Source organism: Parabacteroides hominis (genome assembly GCF_014287585.1).
Lineage (GTDB): Bacteria > Bacteroidota > Bacteroidia > Bacteroidales > Tannerellaceae > Parabacteroides > Parabacteroides hominis.
The window spans coordinates 163,460-180,937 of record NZ_JACOOJ010000007.1 but is presented as its reverse complement, the minus strand read 5'-3'; the positions used below and the strand labels follow the sequence as shown (position 1 = coordinate 180,937).

The 17,478-nt window shown below is 45.6% G+C and carries 16 protein-coding genes and 1 rRNA gene; 9 read left to right on the top strand and 8 right to left on the bottom strand.

Annotated elements, in window-relative coordinates:
* Positions 1-106, bottom strand: a 16S ribosomal RNA gene (locus H8S65_RS06355); the annotation flags it as partial.
* A 633-nt stretch (positions 107-739) separates the two neighbouring features.
* Here H8S65_RS06355 and H8S65_RS06350 point away from each other — a divergent pair.
* Positions 740-1,252 carry a ferritin-like domain-containing protein gene (locus H8S65_RS06350; RefSeq protein WP_186929156.1) on the top strand — a complete coding sequence of 171 codons (513 nt, stop codon included), beginning with the start codon at positions 740-742 and terminating at the stop codon, positions 1,250-1,252.
* Positions 1,253-1,307: 55 nt separating this feature from the next.
* On the opposite strand, the gene H8S65_RS06345 is transcribed toward H8S65_RS06350, so the two are convergent.
* Positions 1,308-1,976: a Crp/Fnr family transcriptional regulator gene (locus H8S65_RS06345; RefSeq protein ID WP_186929155.1), complete on the bottom strand. Its 669-nt coding sequence runs from the start codon at positions 1,974-1,976 to the stop codon at positions 1,308-1,310.
* Between the two features lie 141 nt (positions 1,977-2,117).
* Between H8S65_RS06345 and hcp the strand changes: the two genes are divergently transcribed.
* Positions 2,118-3,773 carry a hydroxylamine reductase gene (gene hcp, locus H8S65_RS06340; protein WP_186929154.1) on the top strand — a complete coding sequence of 552 codons (1,656 nt, stop codon included), beginning with the start codon at positions 2,118-2,120 and terminating at the stop codon, positions 3,771-3,773.
* A gap of 72 nt (positions 3,774-3,845) precedes the next feature.
* Positions 3,846-4,268, top strand: coding sequence for a large-conductance mechanosensitive channel protein MscL (gene mscL, locus H8S65_RS06335; RefSeq protein WP_186929153.1), 423 nt, complete (start codon positions 3,846-3,848; stop codon positions 4,266-4,268).
* 107 nt (positions 4,269-4,375) lie between these two features.
* Here mscL and map read toward each other — a convergent pair whose 3' ends face one another.
* From map to H8S65_RS06320, 3 genes are all read right to left on the bottom strand, one after another.
* Complete coding sequence (gene map, locus H8S65_RS06330) at positions 4,376-5,236, bottom strand: type I methionyl aminopeptidase (RefSeq protein WP_186929152.1); 861 nt, start codon at positions 5,234-5,236, stop codon at positions 4,376-4,378.
* A 33-nt stretch (positions 5,237-5,269) separates the two neighbouring features.
* Positions 5,270-6,280 carry an AI-2E family transporter gene (locus H8S65_RS06325; protein ID WP_186929151.1) on the bottom strand — a complete coding sequence of 337 codons (1,011 nt, stop codon included), beginning with the start codon at positions 6,278-6,280 and terminating at the stop codon, positions 5,270-5,272.
* Between the two features lie 73 nt (positions 6,281-6,353).
* Positions 6,354-7,214, bottom strand: a complete 861-nt coding sequence (locus H8S65_RS06320; RefSeq protein WP_186929150.1) for a phospholipase A — start codon at positions 7,212-7,214, stop codon at positions 6,354-6,356.
* 156 nt (positions 7,215-7,370) lie between these two features.
* Here H8S65_RS06320 and H8S65_RS06315 point away from each other — a divergent pair, with 156 nt between their 5' ends.
* On the top strand, positions 7,371-9,164 hold the full coding sequence (locus H8S65_RS06315; protein ID WP_186929149.1) for a MutS family DNA mismatch repair protein: 1,794 nt from the start codon (positions 7,371-7,373) through the stop codon (positions 9,162-9,164).
* Between the two features lie 798 nt (positions 9,165-9,962).
* Here H8S65_RS06315 and H8S65_RS06310 read toward each other — a convergent pair.
* Together H8S65_RS06310 and H8S65_RS06305 are read right to left on the bottom strand one after the other, a co-directional pair.
* On the bottom strand, positions 9,963-10,640 hold the full coding sequence (locus H8S65_RS06310) for a porin family protein (protein WP_186929148.1): 678 nt from the start codon (positions 10,638-10,640) through the stop codon (positions 9,963-9,965).
* Positions 10,637-11,434, bottom strand: coding sequence for a M48 family metallopeptidase (locus tag H8S65_RS06305; protein ID WP_186929147.1), 798 nt, complete (start codon positions 11,432-11,434; stop codon positions 10,637-10,639). The genes H8S65_RS06310 and H8S65_RS06305 overlap by 4 nt, the downstream gene beginning before the upstream one ends.
* Before the next feature lie 333 nt (positions 11,435-11,767).
* On the opposite strand from H8S65_RS06305, the gene argR reads away from it, so the two are divergent.
* The 5 genes from argR (at position 11,768) to H8S65_RS06280 (ending at position 16,216) form a co-directional block, all read left to right on the top strand.
* The gene (argR, locus tag H8S65_RS06300) at positions 11,768-12,211 is read left to right on the top strand and encodes an arginine repressor (RefSeq protein WP_186929146.1); all 444 of its coding nucleotides are present in this window, start codon (positions 11,768-11,770) and stop codon (positions 12,209-12,211) included.
* Between the two features lie 71 nt (positions 12,212-12,282).
* Entirely contained in the window at positions 12,283-12,864 is a 582-nt protein-coding gene (locus H8S65_RS06295) for a GNAT family N-acetyltransferase (RefSeq protein WP_186929145.1), read from the top strand.
* A gap of 36 nt (positions 12,865-12,900) precedes the next feature.
* Positions 12,901-14,100 carry an argininosuccinate synthase gene (locus H8S65_RS06290; protein ID WP_186929144.1) on the top strand — a complete coding sequence of 400 codons (1,200 nt, stop codon included), beginning with the start codon at positions 12,901-12,903 and terminating at the stop codon, positions 14,098-14,100.
* Positions 14,097-15,065 carry an N-acetyl-gamma-glutamyl-phosphate reductase gene (argC, locus tag H8S65_RS06285; RefSeq protein WP_186929143.1) on the top strand — a complete coding sequence of 323 codons (969 nt, stop codon included), beginning with the start codon at positions 14,097-14,099 and terminating at the stop codon, positions 15,063-15,065. Before H8S65_RS06290 ends, argC begins: the two co-directional genes overlap by 4 nt.
* Before the next feature lie 23 nt (positions 15,066-15,088).
* Positions 15,089-16,216, top strand: a complete 1,128-nt coding sequence (locus H8S65_RS06280; RefSeq protein ID WP_186929142.1) for an aspartate aminotransferase family protein — start codon at positions 15,089-15,091, stop codon at positions 16,214-16,216.
* 693 nt (positions 16,217-16,909) lie between these two features.
* Here the strand turns inward: H8S65_RS06280 and H8S65_RS06275 are convergent.
* A complete protein-coding gene (locus H8S65_RS06275) occupies positions 16,910-17,419 on the bottom strand; it encodes an FKBP-type peptidyl-prolyl cis-trans isomerase (protein WP_186929141.1) in 510 nt (169 codons plus the stop codon).
* Positions 17,420-17,478: the final 59 nt, after the last annotated feature.

Sequence of the window (17,478 nt, the reverse complement as noted above, 5' to 3'; positions counted from 1 at the left end):
GTGCGCCGGTCGCCGGCAGGCATTGCTGCCCCCGCTGCCCCTCGACTTGCATGTGTTAAGCCTGTCGCTAGCGTTCATCCTGAGCCAGGATCAAACTCTTCGTTGTTAAATTGTTTTTTTGCCTTTTGCCCAGAATCTCGTTGTTTATTGTAGTTATTGACGGTATGTTTAGTATTCCTACTACGTCTCTTGTACTACTTGTTGATATGTAAATCTTTCAAAGAACTTTTCGCTTTCTTTCGATTGCGGCTGCAAAGGTAAGGACTTTTTTTAAATTGCCAAATTTTTTAGAGAAAAAATTTGAGGAGTTTTCCGAAAGCCGCCGGGCGGTTGGATATTCGCTTAGCTCCGCTAACCTCATCCTACTATCACCGGGCTACCCCCCTTTCATCATGTTGACGCTAATGCCGTTCTCTCTCGAATGCGGGTGCAAAAGTAGAGGTTTTATTTATTACATCCAAATATTTTAGACTCTTTTTTCGCCTTTTTTTGACGGACAAGAAATGATATTGTATGGTACGCATGTACGAGAAGTTTTATTTCTTTGTCCCAGCAAAAAGGGAAAATGATGACAAAACAAGGATAAAAAGATATCCTTATCGGGAAATGAAAAGATGAGAAGGAATGAGAAAAACAGAAACAATCTAAAAATAATATCCGGTTCTTGGTATGAACAAATACAACTACCAGTTGTTCCTAAAATGTATTTATGCGCTATACTAAACTAAATTTTACAATCATGGCAAAAGAAAGTGTTAAGATCCTTAAGGGCAAATTAGATGTAGACAATCTATTAGTACAAATGAATGCTGCATTATCCGAAGAATGGTTAGCTTACTACCAATATTGGATTGGCGCCTTTGTTGCAGAAGGAGCTATGCGAGCAAACGTGCAGGCTGAATTTGAAGAACACGCAAAAGAAGAACTTGGGCATGCCAAGCTGTTGGCAGACCGCATTATCGAGCTGGAAGGTGTTCCTGTTTTAGACCCGAAAAAATGGTCTGATCTTGCCAGATGCAAATACAGTATTCCTACTGACTTTGACGTAGTTAATCTGTTAAACCAAAATGTTGCATCCGAACGTTGTGCTATCGTACGTTACCAGGAAATCGCCGAATTCACAGATGGTAAAGACTTCACCACCTGCGATATCGCCAAACACATCCTGTCTATGGAAGAAGAACACGAACAAGATTTGCAGGATTACCTGCGTGACATTGCAAGAATGAAGCAATCACTCTTAGGCAAATAAACTTAAGAACTTTGCTGAAAAATAGCCCCGTCATTTTATTTATGAATTGGCGGGGCTATTTTGCTATTTGCCTCAACTGTTGCATACGATTGATCGTGATTGTCTTCCGGTCAATCGAGATAATCCCCTCCTGCTCCATTTCGGCAAATGCACGTGCCAGCGAAGGACGCGTAACCCCGAATCGATCGGCGATTTCCTGCTGAGTATCGGACAGTTTGACCGTCGAGGCATCCGGAGAAGAAAGATGATGCAATAAATAATCGGCAATTTTATTTTTAATATTTTTGAGTGACAGGAACATAATCTTATCTGTCAGGAAACTGGTACGACCAGAAATCAGCATCAGGAAATTTTGCAAAACCTGTTTATCCGATTGCATCCACTCGGTAAAATCGATCCTGGATATAAATAAGACTTCAGATGGTTCGACAGCTATGATATTGACAGGCAACTCATGTTTGGGAGCAAACAAAAAAGCTGGAGCCAACAAACGGGAAGGAGTAAGTTCTTCTATTACAACCAACTTCCCCGCATCGTTTACCATTTGCCCCTGTAAAAGTCCTTTCAGAACAACCATCAAATGATTACAAGGAGCACCTTGAAGAGCCACAACATCATGTTCCCGATAGCTTTCAACCCGATACGGGATTTTTTCCAGAAAGCCGGAAATAGCTTCGGAAGAAACATGCTGGAATAACGGAGCTTTCATTAATATATCTATCATACTGCATCTTACTACTTTCCACAAAAATACGAAAAAATCCGGTGCTTGTAACATTTGGTACAATTCAGGGAATGCAGTCTTCCTACATTTGCCTGTCGAAAGAAATAAAAAGGATTCAGTAATAATTAAACCAATCAAGACATGGAAGCTAAAATGTTTTGTTTTCAATGCCAGGAAGCGGCAAAAGGCACAGGATGTACCATAAAAGGAGTTTGCGGGAAAGACGATAAAACTGCAAACCGAATGGATTTACTGTTATTTGTAACAAAAGGCATCGCAACTGTCGCCGCCTTGCTCCACAATGCAGGGGTCGAAACCTCCATGCAGGTAAATCATTTTACAACAGACGCCCTATTCTCCACGATCACAAATGCCAATTTTGATATAGAAAGCATAACCGGACGGATCATCAAGGGGCTTAAGTTGCGCAACGAATTGATCGCCATCGCAAAAAAAGAAAATATCACACTTCCTATCATCGACGAACTGGTATGGAACGGCGATGAAAGCTCACTTGAAGGTAAGTCGCAGACAGTCGGCGTACTCCGGGAAGCAAACGAAGACATCCGCTCGCTGAAAGAACTGACCATTTACGGTCTGAAAGGTATGGCTGCTTATGTGGAACATGCCGCCAACCTCGGCTATGAAGAACCCGAATTATACAGGTTCATCCTGCGTGCACTCGCCGATACATTACGCAAGGACCTCTCCGCCGAACAGCTCACTGCTCTCGTCCTGGAAACCGGAAGTTTCGGAGTCAAAGCTATGGCGCTGCTCGATAAGGCCAACACCAACAGCTACGGCAACCCGGAAATAACCCGCGTCAACATCGGCGTACGCAACAATCCGGCCATCCTGATCAGCGGACACGATCTGAAAGACATGGAAGAATTGCTTGCCCAGACCGAAGGGACCGGGGTCGATGTCTATACACATAGCGAAATGTTGCCGGCCAACTACTATCCTGCATTCAAGAAATACAAGCATTTTGTAGGTAACTACGGTAACGCCTGGTGGAAACAGCGGGAAGAGTTTGAGAATTTCAACGGTCCGATCCTGTTCACAACCAACTGTATCGTTCCTCCGCTTGAAGGCGCCAGCTACCGGGACCGTGTCTACACCACCAATTCTACCGGATTCCCCGGATGGAAACATATCCCGGCACGCGGAGACGGCAAAACGAAAGATTTTTCCGAAATCATCACCCATGCCAAACGCTGTGCCGCTCCTACTGAAATCGAACATGGCGAAATCATCGGAGGATTTGCACACAATCAGGTGTTAGCATTGGCCGATAAGGTTGTCGATGCTGTGAAAAACGGGGCAATCCGCAAGTTTGTCGTCATGGCCGGATGCGACGGGCGCATGAAAAGCCGTAACTACTATACCGAATTTGCCGAACAATTGCCGGATGACTGCGTAATTCTGACAGCCGGTTGCGCCAAGTACCGGTACAACAAACTGCCGTTAGGAGATATCAACGGTATTCCCCGCGTACTGGATGCCGGACAATGCAACGACAGCTATTCACTGGCACTGATTGCCATGAAACTACAGGAAGTATTCGGATTGGAGGATATCAACCAATTGCCGATCGTCTACAACATCGCCTGGTACGAACAAAAAGCGGTAATCGTCTTGTTGGCCCTGTTAAGCCTGGGTGTCAAGAATATCCACCTGGGGCCGACATTGCCAGCATTCTTATCGCCGAATGTTGCAAAAGTCCTGGTCGAAAACTTCGGGATCGGCACCATACAAACGCCGGAAGAAGATATCGAACATCTCATCATAGCATAAGATTCTCAAATTGTTTTGGATATCCACAACTAAATGTATACTTTTGTAGTTATAACATAAAAAGGCTGAATTATGAAGAAGATTCTACAAGAGTTCAAACAATTCGCCATGCGCGGCAACGTGATCGACATGGCGGTGGGTATCATTATCGGCGGTGCTTTCGGTAAAATCGTATCATCTGTCGTCGGCGACATCATTATGCCTGCTATCGGTTTGCTGATCGGGGGCGTAAACTTCACCGATCTAAAAATCGTGCTGAAACAGGCTGTAATGGACGGTGACAAAGTTGTCTCACCAGCTGTTTCCATCAACTATGGAAACTTCTTGCAGGTGACTTTCGATTTCATCATTATCGCATTTTCCATTTTCATGTTAGTAAAAGGGATCAACTCCCTGAACAAGAAAAAAGAAGAAGCACCGGCAGCTCCGGCTCCCCCTCCTGCCGATATACAGTTGCTTACTGAGATACGGGATTTATTGAAAGACAAGAAATAGTCATTTCAAAAAGGCTTCAAGATTTCTAAAAACGGGCTTCACCATTGAAATGTCGTTTCAAGAAATCTTGAAGCCTTTTTTCACTATTAAAATGCCGTTCGAGGAGACTAATAAGAAAGTATTTCAAGCCCCGTTTCCGTCATCACGAACGTATGTTCCCATTGCGCGGAAGGCAGCTCGTCTTCGGTAACGACTGTCCATCCGTCTTCTTCGTCGATAAAGACCTGCCAGGTTCCCATGTTGATCATCGGTTCGATCGTGAATACCATGCCGGGAACCAGAAGCATCCCTGTCCCCTTCCGCCCGAAATGGCAGACCTCCGGTTCTTCATGAAATTCCAGCCCGACACCATGCCCGCATAAATCGCGGACGACAGAGTAACCGTTCTTCTCCGCATGGCGTTGGATGGCGTTGCCGATATCGCCGACAAAACCGAACGGTTTCGCAGCCTGCATGCCGATTTTGAGACACTCTTTCGTCACCCGCACCAGCTTTTCCTTTTCAGGAGTCGTTTTACCAATGATAAACATACGGGAAGCATCCGAATAATATCCGTCCAAGATAGTCGAAACATCTACATTGATAATATCTCCTTCTTCCAATATCTCATCTTCACTGGGAATGCCGTGGCAGACCACCTCGTTGACAGATGTACAGACGCTTTTCGGGAATCCTTCATAATTAAGAGGCGCCGGAATAGCTCCGTGCGAAACGGTATAACCATATACCAACTTATCGATCTCGGCGGTAGACATACCGGCTTTGATCTCTTTTGCGACCAAATCGAGCACCCCGGTATTCACCACGCTGCTCCGGCGGATGCCTTCGATCTGTTCTGCTGTTTTAATCAGTTTGCGGGACGGCACCAGGTGGCCTTTATTCTGAAAGTAAAGCACTTTTTTGTCTAATTCGGTAAGAGGCTGTCCTTTGATGATGTGCCAATTGTTTTTAATTCTTCTGCTATGCATGGCTTTGTTTATTTATCCACACAAAGGTAGCGGTTATCGGGCATTATCCAGATACTTTTCCTTGAATATATTGAAACAAAGTATAAAGATCGAGATCAGGAGCGGCCCGAAGATAATCCCCATAAAACCGAACAGAGACAAACCGATGATCACACCGAATATGGTAATGAGCGGATGAGTATCCGCCATCTTTTTCTGCAAGATAAAGCGAATCAGGTTATCCACATTCGTAATTATAATCAAGGCAAAAGCTGTCAGCCCGGCTGCATTCACCCAATCCCCGGTCAACGCCATATAAAGAGCCAGCGGCAACCAGACCAACGCAGTACCCACAACCGGAATGATCGTGGCAAAACAGGTAAGAAAGCCGAAAAGGAAAGGACTCGGCACATTGAATATCCAATATCCGAGCAAGGCGATCAACCCCTGGATGATCGCCAGCAACGGAATCCCGATCGCATTGGAAGTGACGATCATATTGATTTCGCCCAGGACATTTTTTTTATTTTCGTCGCTAAAAGGCAGAATGCTGTAAACATACTTTTCCATCTTGGCACCGCCGATCAGCATGAAATAGAGTATCAGCACCAGCACGGCCACATTGATGGCGAAACCACTGATTCCTCCCATCAGCACCTGCCCTATCTTTGGGAGGATGGAGACGGCAGACATTATATTGGAAGTGTCGAGCACGTCATATCCGGTCCGTTGCTCGATCAGGTTCGCAATATGTTCCGCCGACTTGACCAATTGGGTCGGGTCCAGGTTGAAATTTTGCAGTTTGTTGATAAACAGCCAGACAGCCAGCGAAAGCGGTATTAAAAAACAGAGGATCGTTTCCAGCAACAAAATTATAGCAACGAAGCTGCGCCGCCAATGTTTCTTTTCCGTCAGATACAACAGTTGTTTCCTTACCAATATATAAATGGTGCAAGCACCCAAGATACCTCCCAGAAAAGGGATGAATTCCACAAATAGAATTACACCCAGCACAATGATAATCGTAACCAGAGAGTATTTCCAGTATCGTTCCTTTACGTTCATTCTGTTATTTTGCATTATTATACAATGTACATATAAATAACAATACAGGAGAACGGTTGTTTATTCCCTCCCGTTAATACAGGCTGAAATCTGAAGGCTTAATAACGAAGCCTATCCTTATCATGCTTTTGAACTTATTATATTCCAGGAGATTTTCTCCAAAGCCATTGTAATATTGCAGGAAGAAATATTGATTTTCATTGTTGTTGAATTTATAGCTCAATTCGACCTGTGTGTTAAAGCTGGTCCAGGTCTTACGCTTGGTCAGGATCACGCCGCAATTAAAACGACGGTTATTGGTCCGGTAATTGGCAGCCACCTGGAAAATCCCGTTATACTTCAGCAAGTCTTTGTTATATTTGCCGTCCACAATGGGTATCCAAGTCTTGAACTGCGCCTCCCAATTCGGCGAAAGGGTAATCGCAACCGCAAAAGTGACTTTATTCCAACTGCGGGAAGCGGTACTGTCCTTTCCGTTCGATTCATGTTCGAGCATAAGATATCCTTTACCTATATATTTATTATGGTAGACGATCAGATGTCCCAGGCCGATACCGGGATTAAAATTAAGGTCTTTCATAGGCAACGATTCCTGAAAGACATTCCAAAAAGCCTTCTGAGTGTACTGGATAAACAGGTAAGTGTCGAACGGCAATTTACTTTTCGTCAACCGCTGGGCGATACTTAACTGGAATTTAACATCCGAATTGGCAGCGGTCGGTTTATGTCCGAGAGTCGTCCCTCCTACGAAGTAATTGTCTTTGAACAGGGTGAAATACGGCATCTTGTCCAAAATGGCGCGGATACTGTCGGCGTTATAAGCATTCGCCACGATTCTTTCCCCGATAGTTTCTCCCTTTTTTTCCTGTGCCGGCAAGGTACAGGCCATCACTGACAAAAGCAGGAGCATCACGATTCTTTTCATAAAATGCATCAAGTTTATTGAGTCGATAAAAAAATCTCAGCAAAGATATACGAATCAAAGGATGATAATTCGCCTGTTTAGCACCTATATTGGTCATTTCCTTATCATTCTTTTAAATAAAACCAATTACAGAATGGTTAGTTCATTTTTTCTATCTTTGCATGCATGGAAAAGATATATAACTATTACCAGGATATTGTCACGGCTTACACCCGCAGGGCCGATAGTCTGAAGAAAAAAATTCATTTGCTCGGAAGCATCCGTTTGTTGTTAGTTGCCGGTTTGATCGCCATGATCTGGTTTTTCAAATCCGAAGACTGGAAAGTGCTGGCCGGGATTGCCGTCTTGTTTATTATCCCGTTTATCGCTCTAATGGTTTGGCACACCAAACTGCTTGCCCGGAAATGTTATGCCGAAGCACTGGCAAGCCTTTGCCAAAACGAACTGAACGGATTGGATTATGATTTCAGCGCGTTCGACGGAGCACCGGAAAAAAGCTCCGCAGGACATTCGTTCAGCCTTGACCTGGATTTGTTCGGAGACCATTCGCTTTTCCAGTCCATCAACCGCACGGTTACTTTTATGGGGAAAGAGAAACTGGCCGGCTGGTTTATGCAACCGCTCACCGACAAGGCAATGATAGTAAGGCGCCAGGAAGCGATTCGCGAACTGGAATCATTCACACAGCTCCGGCAACATTTCTATGTGACAGGCATCTTGCATCCGGGAAACAAGGGCGATCAACAACTTATTTCCTTATTAGGTAAAGCGGCCTCCAACTTGATCAACAGCAAAATATGGAAACTGCTCATCTGTCTGATCCCTTCCGTCTGGGTATTGATCGCAATAGGATGCGCGCTGAACCTGCTCCCGATATCGATAGCCGGCCTATTCTTCGGATTGTCTTTCATCATCTCTTATATCAATGCAAAGCAGATCGCTACAATACACAATTCCCTGGACAAGATGGAGCAGATTCTGCATACTTATTCCGATCTGATCAAATGTATCGAGAAAGAAAATTTTCAATCTACCGAACTGACAGCTATTCATAACCAATTCACATCTAACGGACAGACATCCTCTTCGATTATCAAAAAGTTATCCCGTCACATAGGTGCGCTGAACCAACGTTTCAGTGCGATCGGCGTCGTGCTGAATATTTTCACCTTGCGCGATACCCGCATGGCGATGAAATTAGAAAAATGGAAAGAGGATTACGGACAGGATACGGAACGCTGGTTCGAAGCATTGGCTTTGTTCGATGCTTACTGTTCGCTGGGCGGATTTGCTTTCAATCACCCGGAATATATTTATCCTGAGATAGCAGACACGTATTTCAAAATGGAAGGCAAAGCGCTCGGACATCCGTTACTACGCCGGGACGTATGCGTAAAGAATGACATCGACATCCGGAAAAGTCCCTGGTTCCTGATTATTACGGGAGCAAATATGGCGGGGAAAAGTACTTACCTGCGCACCATCGGTGTCAACTATCTGCTCGGTTGTGTCGGTGCTCCGGTTTGTGCAGCGTCTTTGACCTTGTATCCGGCACGGATGGTGACCAGCCTGCGTACCTCCGATTCTCTTGTAAGCAACGAGTCCTATTTCTTTGCTGAACTGAAACGGTTGAAGATGATTATCGACCGTTTGCAACAGGGCGAAAAGTTGTTCATTATCTTAGATGAGATCCTGAAAGGGACCAATTCGATCGACAAACAAAAAGGTTCCCTCGCTTTGATGAAACAGTTAGTGGCGAATCAAGCTTGCGGTATCATTGCCACCCACGACCTGGCGTTAGGCGAACTTGAACAGGAATTTCCGAACCAGATCAAGAATTACCGTTTCGAAGCCGACATCCAAGACAACGAATTGACATTTTCCTACCAATTGCGGGAAGGGATAGCCCAGAATATGAATGCTTGCTTCTTGATGAAGAAGATGGGGATAACGGTATAAAACATAAACATCTGACAAACAGCACTCACCATTCACAAAGGCATGAGAACTTTTTCTCACAGGCATGTACCAAAACAGACAATAACCCTTATTGGGACGTTTTTCTATTTGGAATGAAATCCCAGACGATTCATGTTTGACGTTTTCCTCTTTCAGATCGGGATTAATAAGCAACTGGTAAAACGAGGTCGGCAAGAAATAGAAAAACAGAGTCCTTTTGTTACCGAAAAGCAAGAAATCCTGACATTGAGGAAAAACTAAACTCCCGGAGAATAGCCTGTAGCAAACGGATGTTGCCGCAGACCTGAATATCTCAAAAGAGATTTACCCCTTTGCCGGCATGACGACCGTCTTCATCGCTGCGACGACGGTTTTCGTTGCCCTGAAGACCGTCTTCATAGTTCATGACCCCGGCAACTCACGGTGATGGCAACCGTTTTCGTGGTGAAAAACCGCGCACCTCATGACAAAAAGCCCTTTTTCCCCGATAAAGAACCGGAATTCACAGCTATATATAAAGAATATATTTTGTTGTTAACGAAACAATATTATACAATAACCCCCTTCCCGGATCAGGATAAGAAGGGGTATTCGTGTTTAAGAAAAACCGAACCTATATTTTAGGCACGGATTTCACGGATTACACGGCAAGAAGTTTTTTTTCAAAACATATTTAAACCGTGAAATCTGTGTAATCCGTGCCTGAAATTGGTTCAAATTTGCCAAATAATGAATTTATTTATCCCTAATGATTATCAAGTGAGCCATTCTTGTACCAATAAGATAGTAACAAGAATCTTACAAATCAAACTTATAACCTAACGATAAATAAAAAGCTCGGTTTTGGAACCCTTCCACATTCTTATAAACGCTTGTCAATCCCAGTAAATATCTGAAATCAAAGAGAAGCCCGTTTTTCGCTTCATATCCAGCCCCGAAGGCAAGGCTGAGATCAAAAGGTTGTTTCTTTCCCAACAGCGCCTGCGACTGCACCTCTTCACCATATCTTAATCTTCTTTTCAACATAAAACCGACCTGCGGTCCAAGCTGGAGATTCAGCCCTGTCTTATGCGTAAATTTGGCCAAAAGAGGGATTTCCAGATAATGAAGGGCGACATCCATATCCGATGGAGCCTCTCCTATATTTTCATATTCATAAACCCAATCCTTCAACTTGTACCCACTTTTCATATACAACAATTCAGCCTGCAAACCGAAATAATGATTGAATTGATATTGGGTAAAGAAACCACCGTTCAACCCCATACAATATTTACTATCAAGTTCCACACCCCCACTGCCTGGAAAATGTACGGAAGAACCATTCAGCCCGACTTTCCCGCCGACAGACCATTGAGCATATAATGGAAAGAAAAGGAACAGGACAACTACTGAGGACAATAATTTTCTTATATTCTCACTCTTATCGGTAAAACGATTGGTCAAGACAGAACCAAAAGCAAATAACCAAATCATTTCTTCGCCCTATACTTCTCTATCTCCGGCAAATGCTGCTTAATCTCATTGATGCGGGTGGCATCGCTGGGATGCGTGCTCATAAATTCGGGGGTAGAGCCGGATTTGCCGGCGGACATTTTTTGCCAGAAGTTCACTGCGACTTCGGGGTTATAGCCGGCCATTGCCATAAAGACAAGTCCCATGTAATCAGCCTCGGATTCGTGTTTACGGGAGAAAGGCAACATGACACCATATTGCGCGCCCAAGCCATAAACAGAATTACCAATCTGCTGGACGGCAGCCGATTTATTGCTTAACGCCTGCCCCAATATCTGCGCACCGTATTGCGCCATCAATTGCTGGCTCATACGCTCGTTGCTGTGCTTGGCTACGGCATGCGCCACTTCATGGCCGATCACGACAGCCAGTTCGTCGTCCGACGAAACCAGTTGCATCAATCCTTCATAGACAACGATTTTACCTCCCGGCATACAGAACGCGTTGACCTGCGGATCGTTCACCAAATTAAACTCCCAGGCGAAATTCTTGATCTCACTCTCCATACCGTTGTTTTTCAGATATTGTTCGGTAGCGGTGGCTATCTTCTTGCCTACGCGTGTCACCATAGCGGCGCCATCTTTCGATGATGATTTCTTAGCCGATTTCATATAATCGGAATATTGGGTCAGGCTGGACGATAGCACTTCCTGATCCGAAACAAGCAGAACCTGTCTCCTACCCGTCAGCGGAACACTTCCGCAACTGCTCAGCAGCAGCAACATGGCGATGAATAAACCTGTAATCTTCTTCATTTTCTATTCTTTATTTATATACTATATTTATATACTATGCAAAAGTATAATTTCTCTTCATAAAATCCGGCTTTTGGTTTTATCAAAATGTCACTACCACCCCATCTAAATCGAATTTGTACCCCATATATTTGGAATTAGTATCACAGATAATATTTTTTAACGTTTCATAATGTACCGCTTTACCTGTGTAGAGATAACAAAATGAAAAAGCCATGTTTTTACCCAAGAGCAGGAGAATATGGTGGTTTATGCAAAAAAAAGAACGCCAAATCGTATAATTATTCAATTATACTCTTTATATTTGCAGCCTTGTTGCATAAATATACAAGTATGAGTACAAAAAAAGAACGATTGGATGCCATCTGCCGCATTATACAGACAGAGAGAATAGGTAATCAGGAAGAGCTGCTTAAACAATTGGAGAATAGCGGATTCCAGGTTACCCAAGCAACCCTGTCACGCGACATCAAGCAACTGAAAGTAGTCAAAGTACATGACGGAAACGGGAACTATGTATATCGCCTGCCCGACTATTCGGCACTTATGCAACCCGGAAAAGAGCAAACGCAGCATCATCCTAACATCGAGTTTTCGGGAAACCTGGCAGTCGTCAAGACCCGTCCGGGATATGCTATGGGAATCGCTTCGGATATCGATACGCATGCGCCTCACGAAATATTGGGAACCATTGCCGGCGACGATACGATCCTGATCATTCCGCGCGAAGGTATCAGCCGTGACAAGATCGTAAAAGCATTGGCGCATTTCATATAATATATTATAAGGTATAGGAAACCGATCGTTTGCTACCATTAACAACAGAAGATAAAAAGAACAAACATAAAATGGAACAAGAAAGAAAAATTGATGTGATGATTGCTGAAGCTTGCCATGAGGAATATGTCGATATCATCCTCGACACGATCGAGGCAGCCGCCAAAGTGCGCGGAACCGGTATCGCCAAGCGTACGCATGAATATGTTGCCCAGAAGATGAAGGAGGGAAAAGCCGTCATCGCCCTGGAAGGCGACAAATTTGCAGGTTTCAGCTATATCGAATCTTGGGGCAACAAACAGTATGTGACCACTTCCGGACTGATCGTGCATCCCGATTTCCGCGGACTGGGCATTGCCAAAAAGATCAAGGAGATGACATTCCAATTAGCACGTATGCGATGGCCGCACGCCAAGATTTTCAGCCTGACTTCAGGTGCAGCCGTTATGAAAATGAATACGGAATTAGGATATGTGCCGGTTACTTTTGCCGATCTGACGGACGACGAGGCTTTCTGGAGAGGTTGCGAAGGTTGTGTCAACCACGATGTCCTCGAACGTACCGGCCGCCGTTACTGCATCTGTACCGGAATGCTCTTCGATCCGGAAGATCCTCACCGGGCCGAAAGGGAGGCGAAAAAAATTGACAATTAAAAATGAAGAATTAAGAATTAATATAAACATACAAAAATGAAGAAAAAAGTAGTAGTCGCATTCAGCGGAGGATTGGATACATCTTTTACGGTTATGTATCTGGCCAAGGAAAAAGGATATGAAGTGTATGCAGCTTGTGCCAACACAGGCGGTTTCAGCGAAGAACAGTTGAAACAAAACGAAGAAAACGCCTATAAGTTAGGTGCAACCCAATATGTGACTATCGACGTTACCAAAGAATATTATGAAAAGAGCCTGAAATATATGGTCTTCGGAAATGTGCTCCGCAACGGCACTTATCCTATTTCCGTCAGCTCGGAACGTATTTTCCAGGCGCTGGCAATCGCCCGCTATGCAAACGAGATCGGCGCCGATGCGATCGCCCACGGTTCGACAGGCGCCGGAAACGACCAGATCCGTTTCGACATGACATTCTTAGTGTTGGCTCCGAATGTCGAGATCATCACGCTGACACGCGATATGGCATTGAGCCGCGACTACGAAATCAACTACCTGAAAGAACATGGCTTTGAAGCGGACTTCACAAAACTGAAATACTCCTATAATGTAGGTTTGTGGGGAACTTCCATCTGCGGTGGCGAAATTCTCGACTCCACACAAGGCCTGCCGGAAAGCGCTTACCTGAAACAGGTGAAAAAGACCGGCAGCGAAGAACTTCGTCTCGAATTCAAGAACGGTGAAATCCATGCCGTAAACGGTGAGGTATTCGAAGACAAGATTGCCGCCATCCAGAAGGTGGAAGAAATCGGTGCGGCATACGGTATCGGTCGCGACATGCATGTGGGAGACACGATCATCGGCATCAAGGGACGTGTAGGATTTGAGGCAGCCGCTCCGATGCTGATTATCGGCGCTCACCGTTTCCTCGAAAAATATACGCTGAGCAAATGGCAGCAATACTGGAAAGACCAGGTAGCCAACTGGTACGGAATGTTCCTTCACGAAAGCCAGTATCTCGAACCGGTCATGCGCGACATCGAAGCCATGTTGCAGGAATCGCAGCGCAATGTGAACGGAACGGTCATCCTGGAACTTCGCCCGCTTTCGTTCTCTACTGTCGGCGTCGATTCGAAAGACGACCTGGTAAAAACCAAGTTCGGCGAATACGGAGAAATGCAGAAAGGTTGGACAGCCGAAGATGCAAAAGGTTTCATCAAGGTCACTTCCACTCCGCTGCGTGTTTACTATACTAATCACAAGGACGAGGAGATATGATCAAGATAGGTATTATAGGGGGTGCGGGATATACGGCAGGCGAATTGATCCGCCTGCTGCTGAATCATCCGGACGCAGAAATTACATTTGTGAACAGTACGAGCAATGCCGGCAACAAGATCACGGACGTGCACAGCGGACTTTATGGCGAAACTGATTTGGTGTTTACCGACGAACTCCCGCTGGACCAGATCGACCTTCTTTTCTTCTGTACCGCTCACGGCGACACGAAGAAGTTTATGGAAAGCCATACCGTACCCGAAAACGTGAAGATCATCGACCTCAGCATGGACTACCGCATCGAAAGCCCTGAACACGATTTCGTTTACGGCCTGCCCGAACTGAACCGACGCCGTATCTGCAACGCGCAGCATATTGCAAACCCCGGATGTTTTGCCACCTGTATCCAATTAGGCGTCTTGCCGCTGGCCAAACATCTGATGCTGAACTCGGAATTGCATGTGAACGCAATCACGGGATCCACAGGAGCAGGCGTCAAACCGTCGTCGACCTCTCATTTCAGCTGGCGAAACGATAACATCTCGATTTATAAACCGTTCACGCACCAGCATCTGGCAGAGATCGGACAGAGTTTGCGGCAGTTGCAGAACAGCTTCAACAGTGCGATCAACTTTATCCCGGTAAGGGGGAATTTCTCACGAGGCATCTTTGCTACGACTTATCTGGATTGCAAGATCGAACTGGATGAGATCAAGCGTATTTATGAAGAATACTACAGTGATCATTCGTTCACCTTCGTCACAGACAAGAACCCTGATCTGAAGCAGGTGGTAAATACGAACAAGTGCCTGATCTATCTTCTGAAACAGGAAGACAAGCTGCTTATCGTTTCGATGATAGACAACCTCTTGAAGGGAGCGAGCGGACAGGCTGTCCACAACATGAACCTGTTGTTCGGCCTGGAAGAAACGGTAGGGTTGCACCTGAAACCGTCAGCGTTTTAATTTGAAAACAACACATTCACATTATGAATTTATTCGACGTATATCCATTATTCAATATAGAGATTGTAAAAGGCAAGGGATGCCATGTATGGGATGCAGAGGGAAACGAGTACCTCGACCTGTATGGCGGACATGCCGTGATCTCGGTCGGCCATAGCCATCCTGCTTATGTAAAGGCTATCACCGAACAGGTAAACAAGTTAGGATTCTACTCCAACTCCGTTATCAACAGCCTCCAACAGAAGTTGGCAGACAAATTGGGCAAGGCATCCGGTTATGACGACTATTCGCTCTTCCTGATAAACTCAGGAGCCGAAGCCAATGAAAATGCTTTGAAATTAGCTTCTTTCCACAATGGCAAGAAGCGTGTAATCGCTTTCAAGCATGCCTTCCACGGACGTACATCTGCTGCCGTACGCGTGACAGACAATCCGAAGATCATCGCTCCGGTGAATGAGGATCTCGCTGTGACCTATCTGCCTCTGAACGATGCGGCGGCAGTAGAAGCCGAATTGCAGAAGGGGGACGTATCTTCGGTTATCATCGAAGGTATTCAGGGCGTAGGTGGCATCCAGTTGCCGACCGATTCCTTTATGCAGGAACTGCGTGCTTTGTGTACGAAATATGAAGCCTGCCTGATCCTGGACGAAATCCAGTCGGGTTACGGACGTAGCGGTAAGTTCTTCGCCCACCAGTATGCCGGGATCAAGCCCGATCTGATTTCGGTGGCAAAAGGCATCGGCAACGGTTTTCCGATGGGCGGGTTGCTGATCAGTCCGATGTTCAAGCCGGTATACGGGATGTTAGGCACGACTTTCGGAGGTAATCATTTAGCTTGTGCGGCTGCCATTGCCGTGCTGGAGATCATGGAGAATGAAAAGCTGATCGACAATGCGCGGGAAGTAGGGGCTTATCTGTTGGACGAGCTGCATAAGTTACCGGGAATTAAGGAGATTCGCGGACGCGGCTTGATGATCGGTATCGAGTTTGAAGAGTCGATCAAGGAAGTGCGTAGCAAGTTGCTGTTCGAAGAGAAGGTATTTACGGGAGTGGCCGGAACCAACACGATCCGCCTGTTGCCGCCGCTCTGCCTGAGCATGGACGAGGCGAAAGAGTTCATCGCACGGTTCCGCAAGGTACTGAATGCTTAAAAAAAGAAGACGGTTCGCAGACCGTCGTTATGCAGCTTAATTGTTTCTTTATATAATAAGATCCACCATCGGAGCTTCCGGTTGGTGGATCTTTTATTTTTTTGGGGACAATAAATGCTAATTTATCTGTTACTTTTGGCTTGACCCAAAAGTAACCAAAAAGTCAAGGCTTAAGCTGCCTCACTACTCCGTTCCCTTCGTTCGCTGTCGCGTCTGAAACTCGCTTCGCTCAGACAGCAGACGCTCCGGACGCTCACTCCGGTCACTGCGCTTAACGCTCACCAGCTTAGGCCGGAAATAGAGCCTGACGGCTCTTTAAGGATTGCCGATACCGCCTGCTTCTTTACGCATCAAGTGAGGCAAGCCTCGTGCCCAGGTTCTCTTTTGCCGTCTGCTTCAGCAGACGGATAGATGATTATGCCGGCTTTGCCGGTTCCTCTGTGGGTTTTAACCCCTTTTGATACAATCAATGAAAGGGACTGAAGTCCACAGAGGAAGAGGCTGAGGGGGCTTTGGGGATTGCCGATATCGACACCTATATAACAGGCGGTATCGGCAATTCCAAGGGAAAGCGGGGCTTTCTAAGAAAAGCCTAAGCGGAAGGCGAAGACAAAGCGACCGGAGCCTGCGCTGTCTGAGCGAAGCGAGTTTCGCAGGCGACAGCGGAGTCTTTGCCCGGAGTAGACGGGACGGTCAATTGAACTTCTCTATCGTATAGGTGAAGACCAAGGTCGAACCGGCGGGAATGCCTCGATTATCATAATAACCATATCCCAAGTAGGCAGGGATAATCGCCTCGACCCGTTCGCCGACAGTATTATTCAGCAATATAGCTCCCAGCCCCGGCACAACATTTGCGGGTGTAAGGACCATTGTCATCTCCTTCTGGAAATTCTGGCCGCTGATAAAATCACCTTTCAAGGTCATTGTCACAGAGGTCTGGCTCGTCGGATATTTCGTTTCCTCTCCCTCCTTGCTCAACACACGATACAAAGCGGTGTCGCCACCTAAAATAACTTGCTTGTAAAGCAGCTCCCCATCCTCTCCCTTCAATACTTTCTTTTCGCGGATGAACTCAAGGTTCTTTTCGAAATAGGCAATCTGTTCGGCAGAGAAGCCGTTGTCGTCATCATCTCCACAGGCGGTAAAACCGACTACCATCACCATCATCAGGATGATCACTGCATAAATAGATCTCTTCATTTATTCTTCAGTCTTTTATTGTTTTGAAGGCGCAAAGATAGCATACAAAGCAATACAGT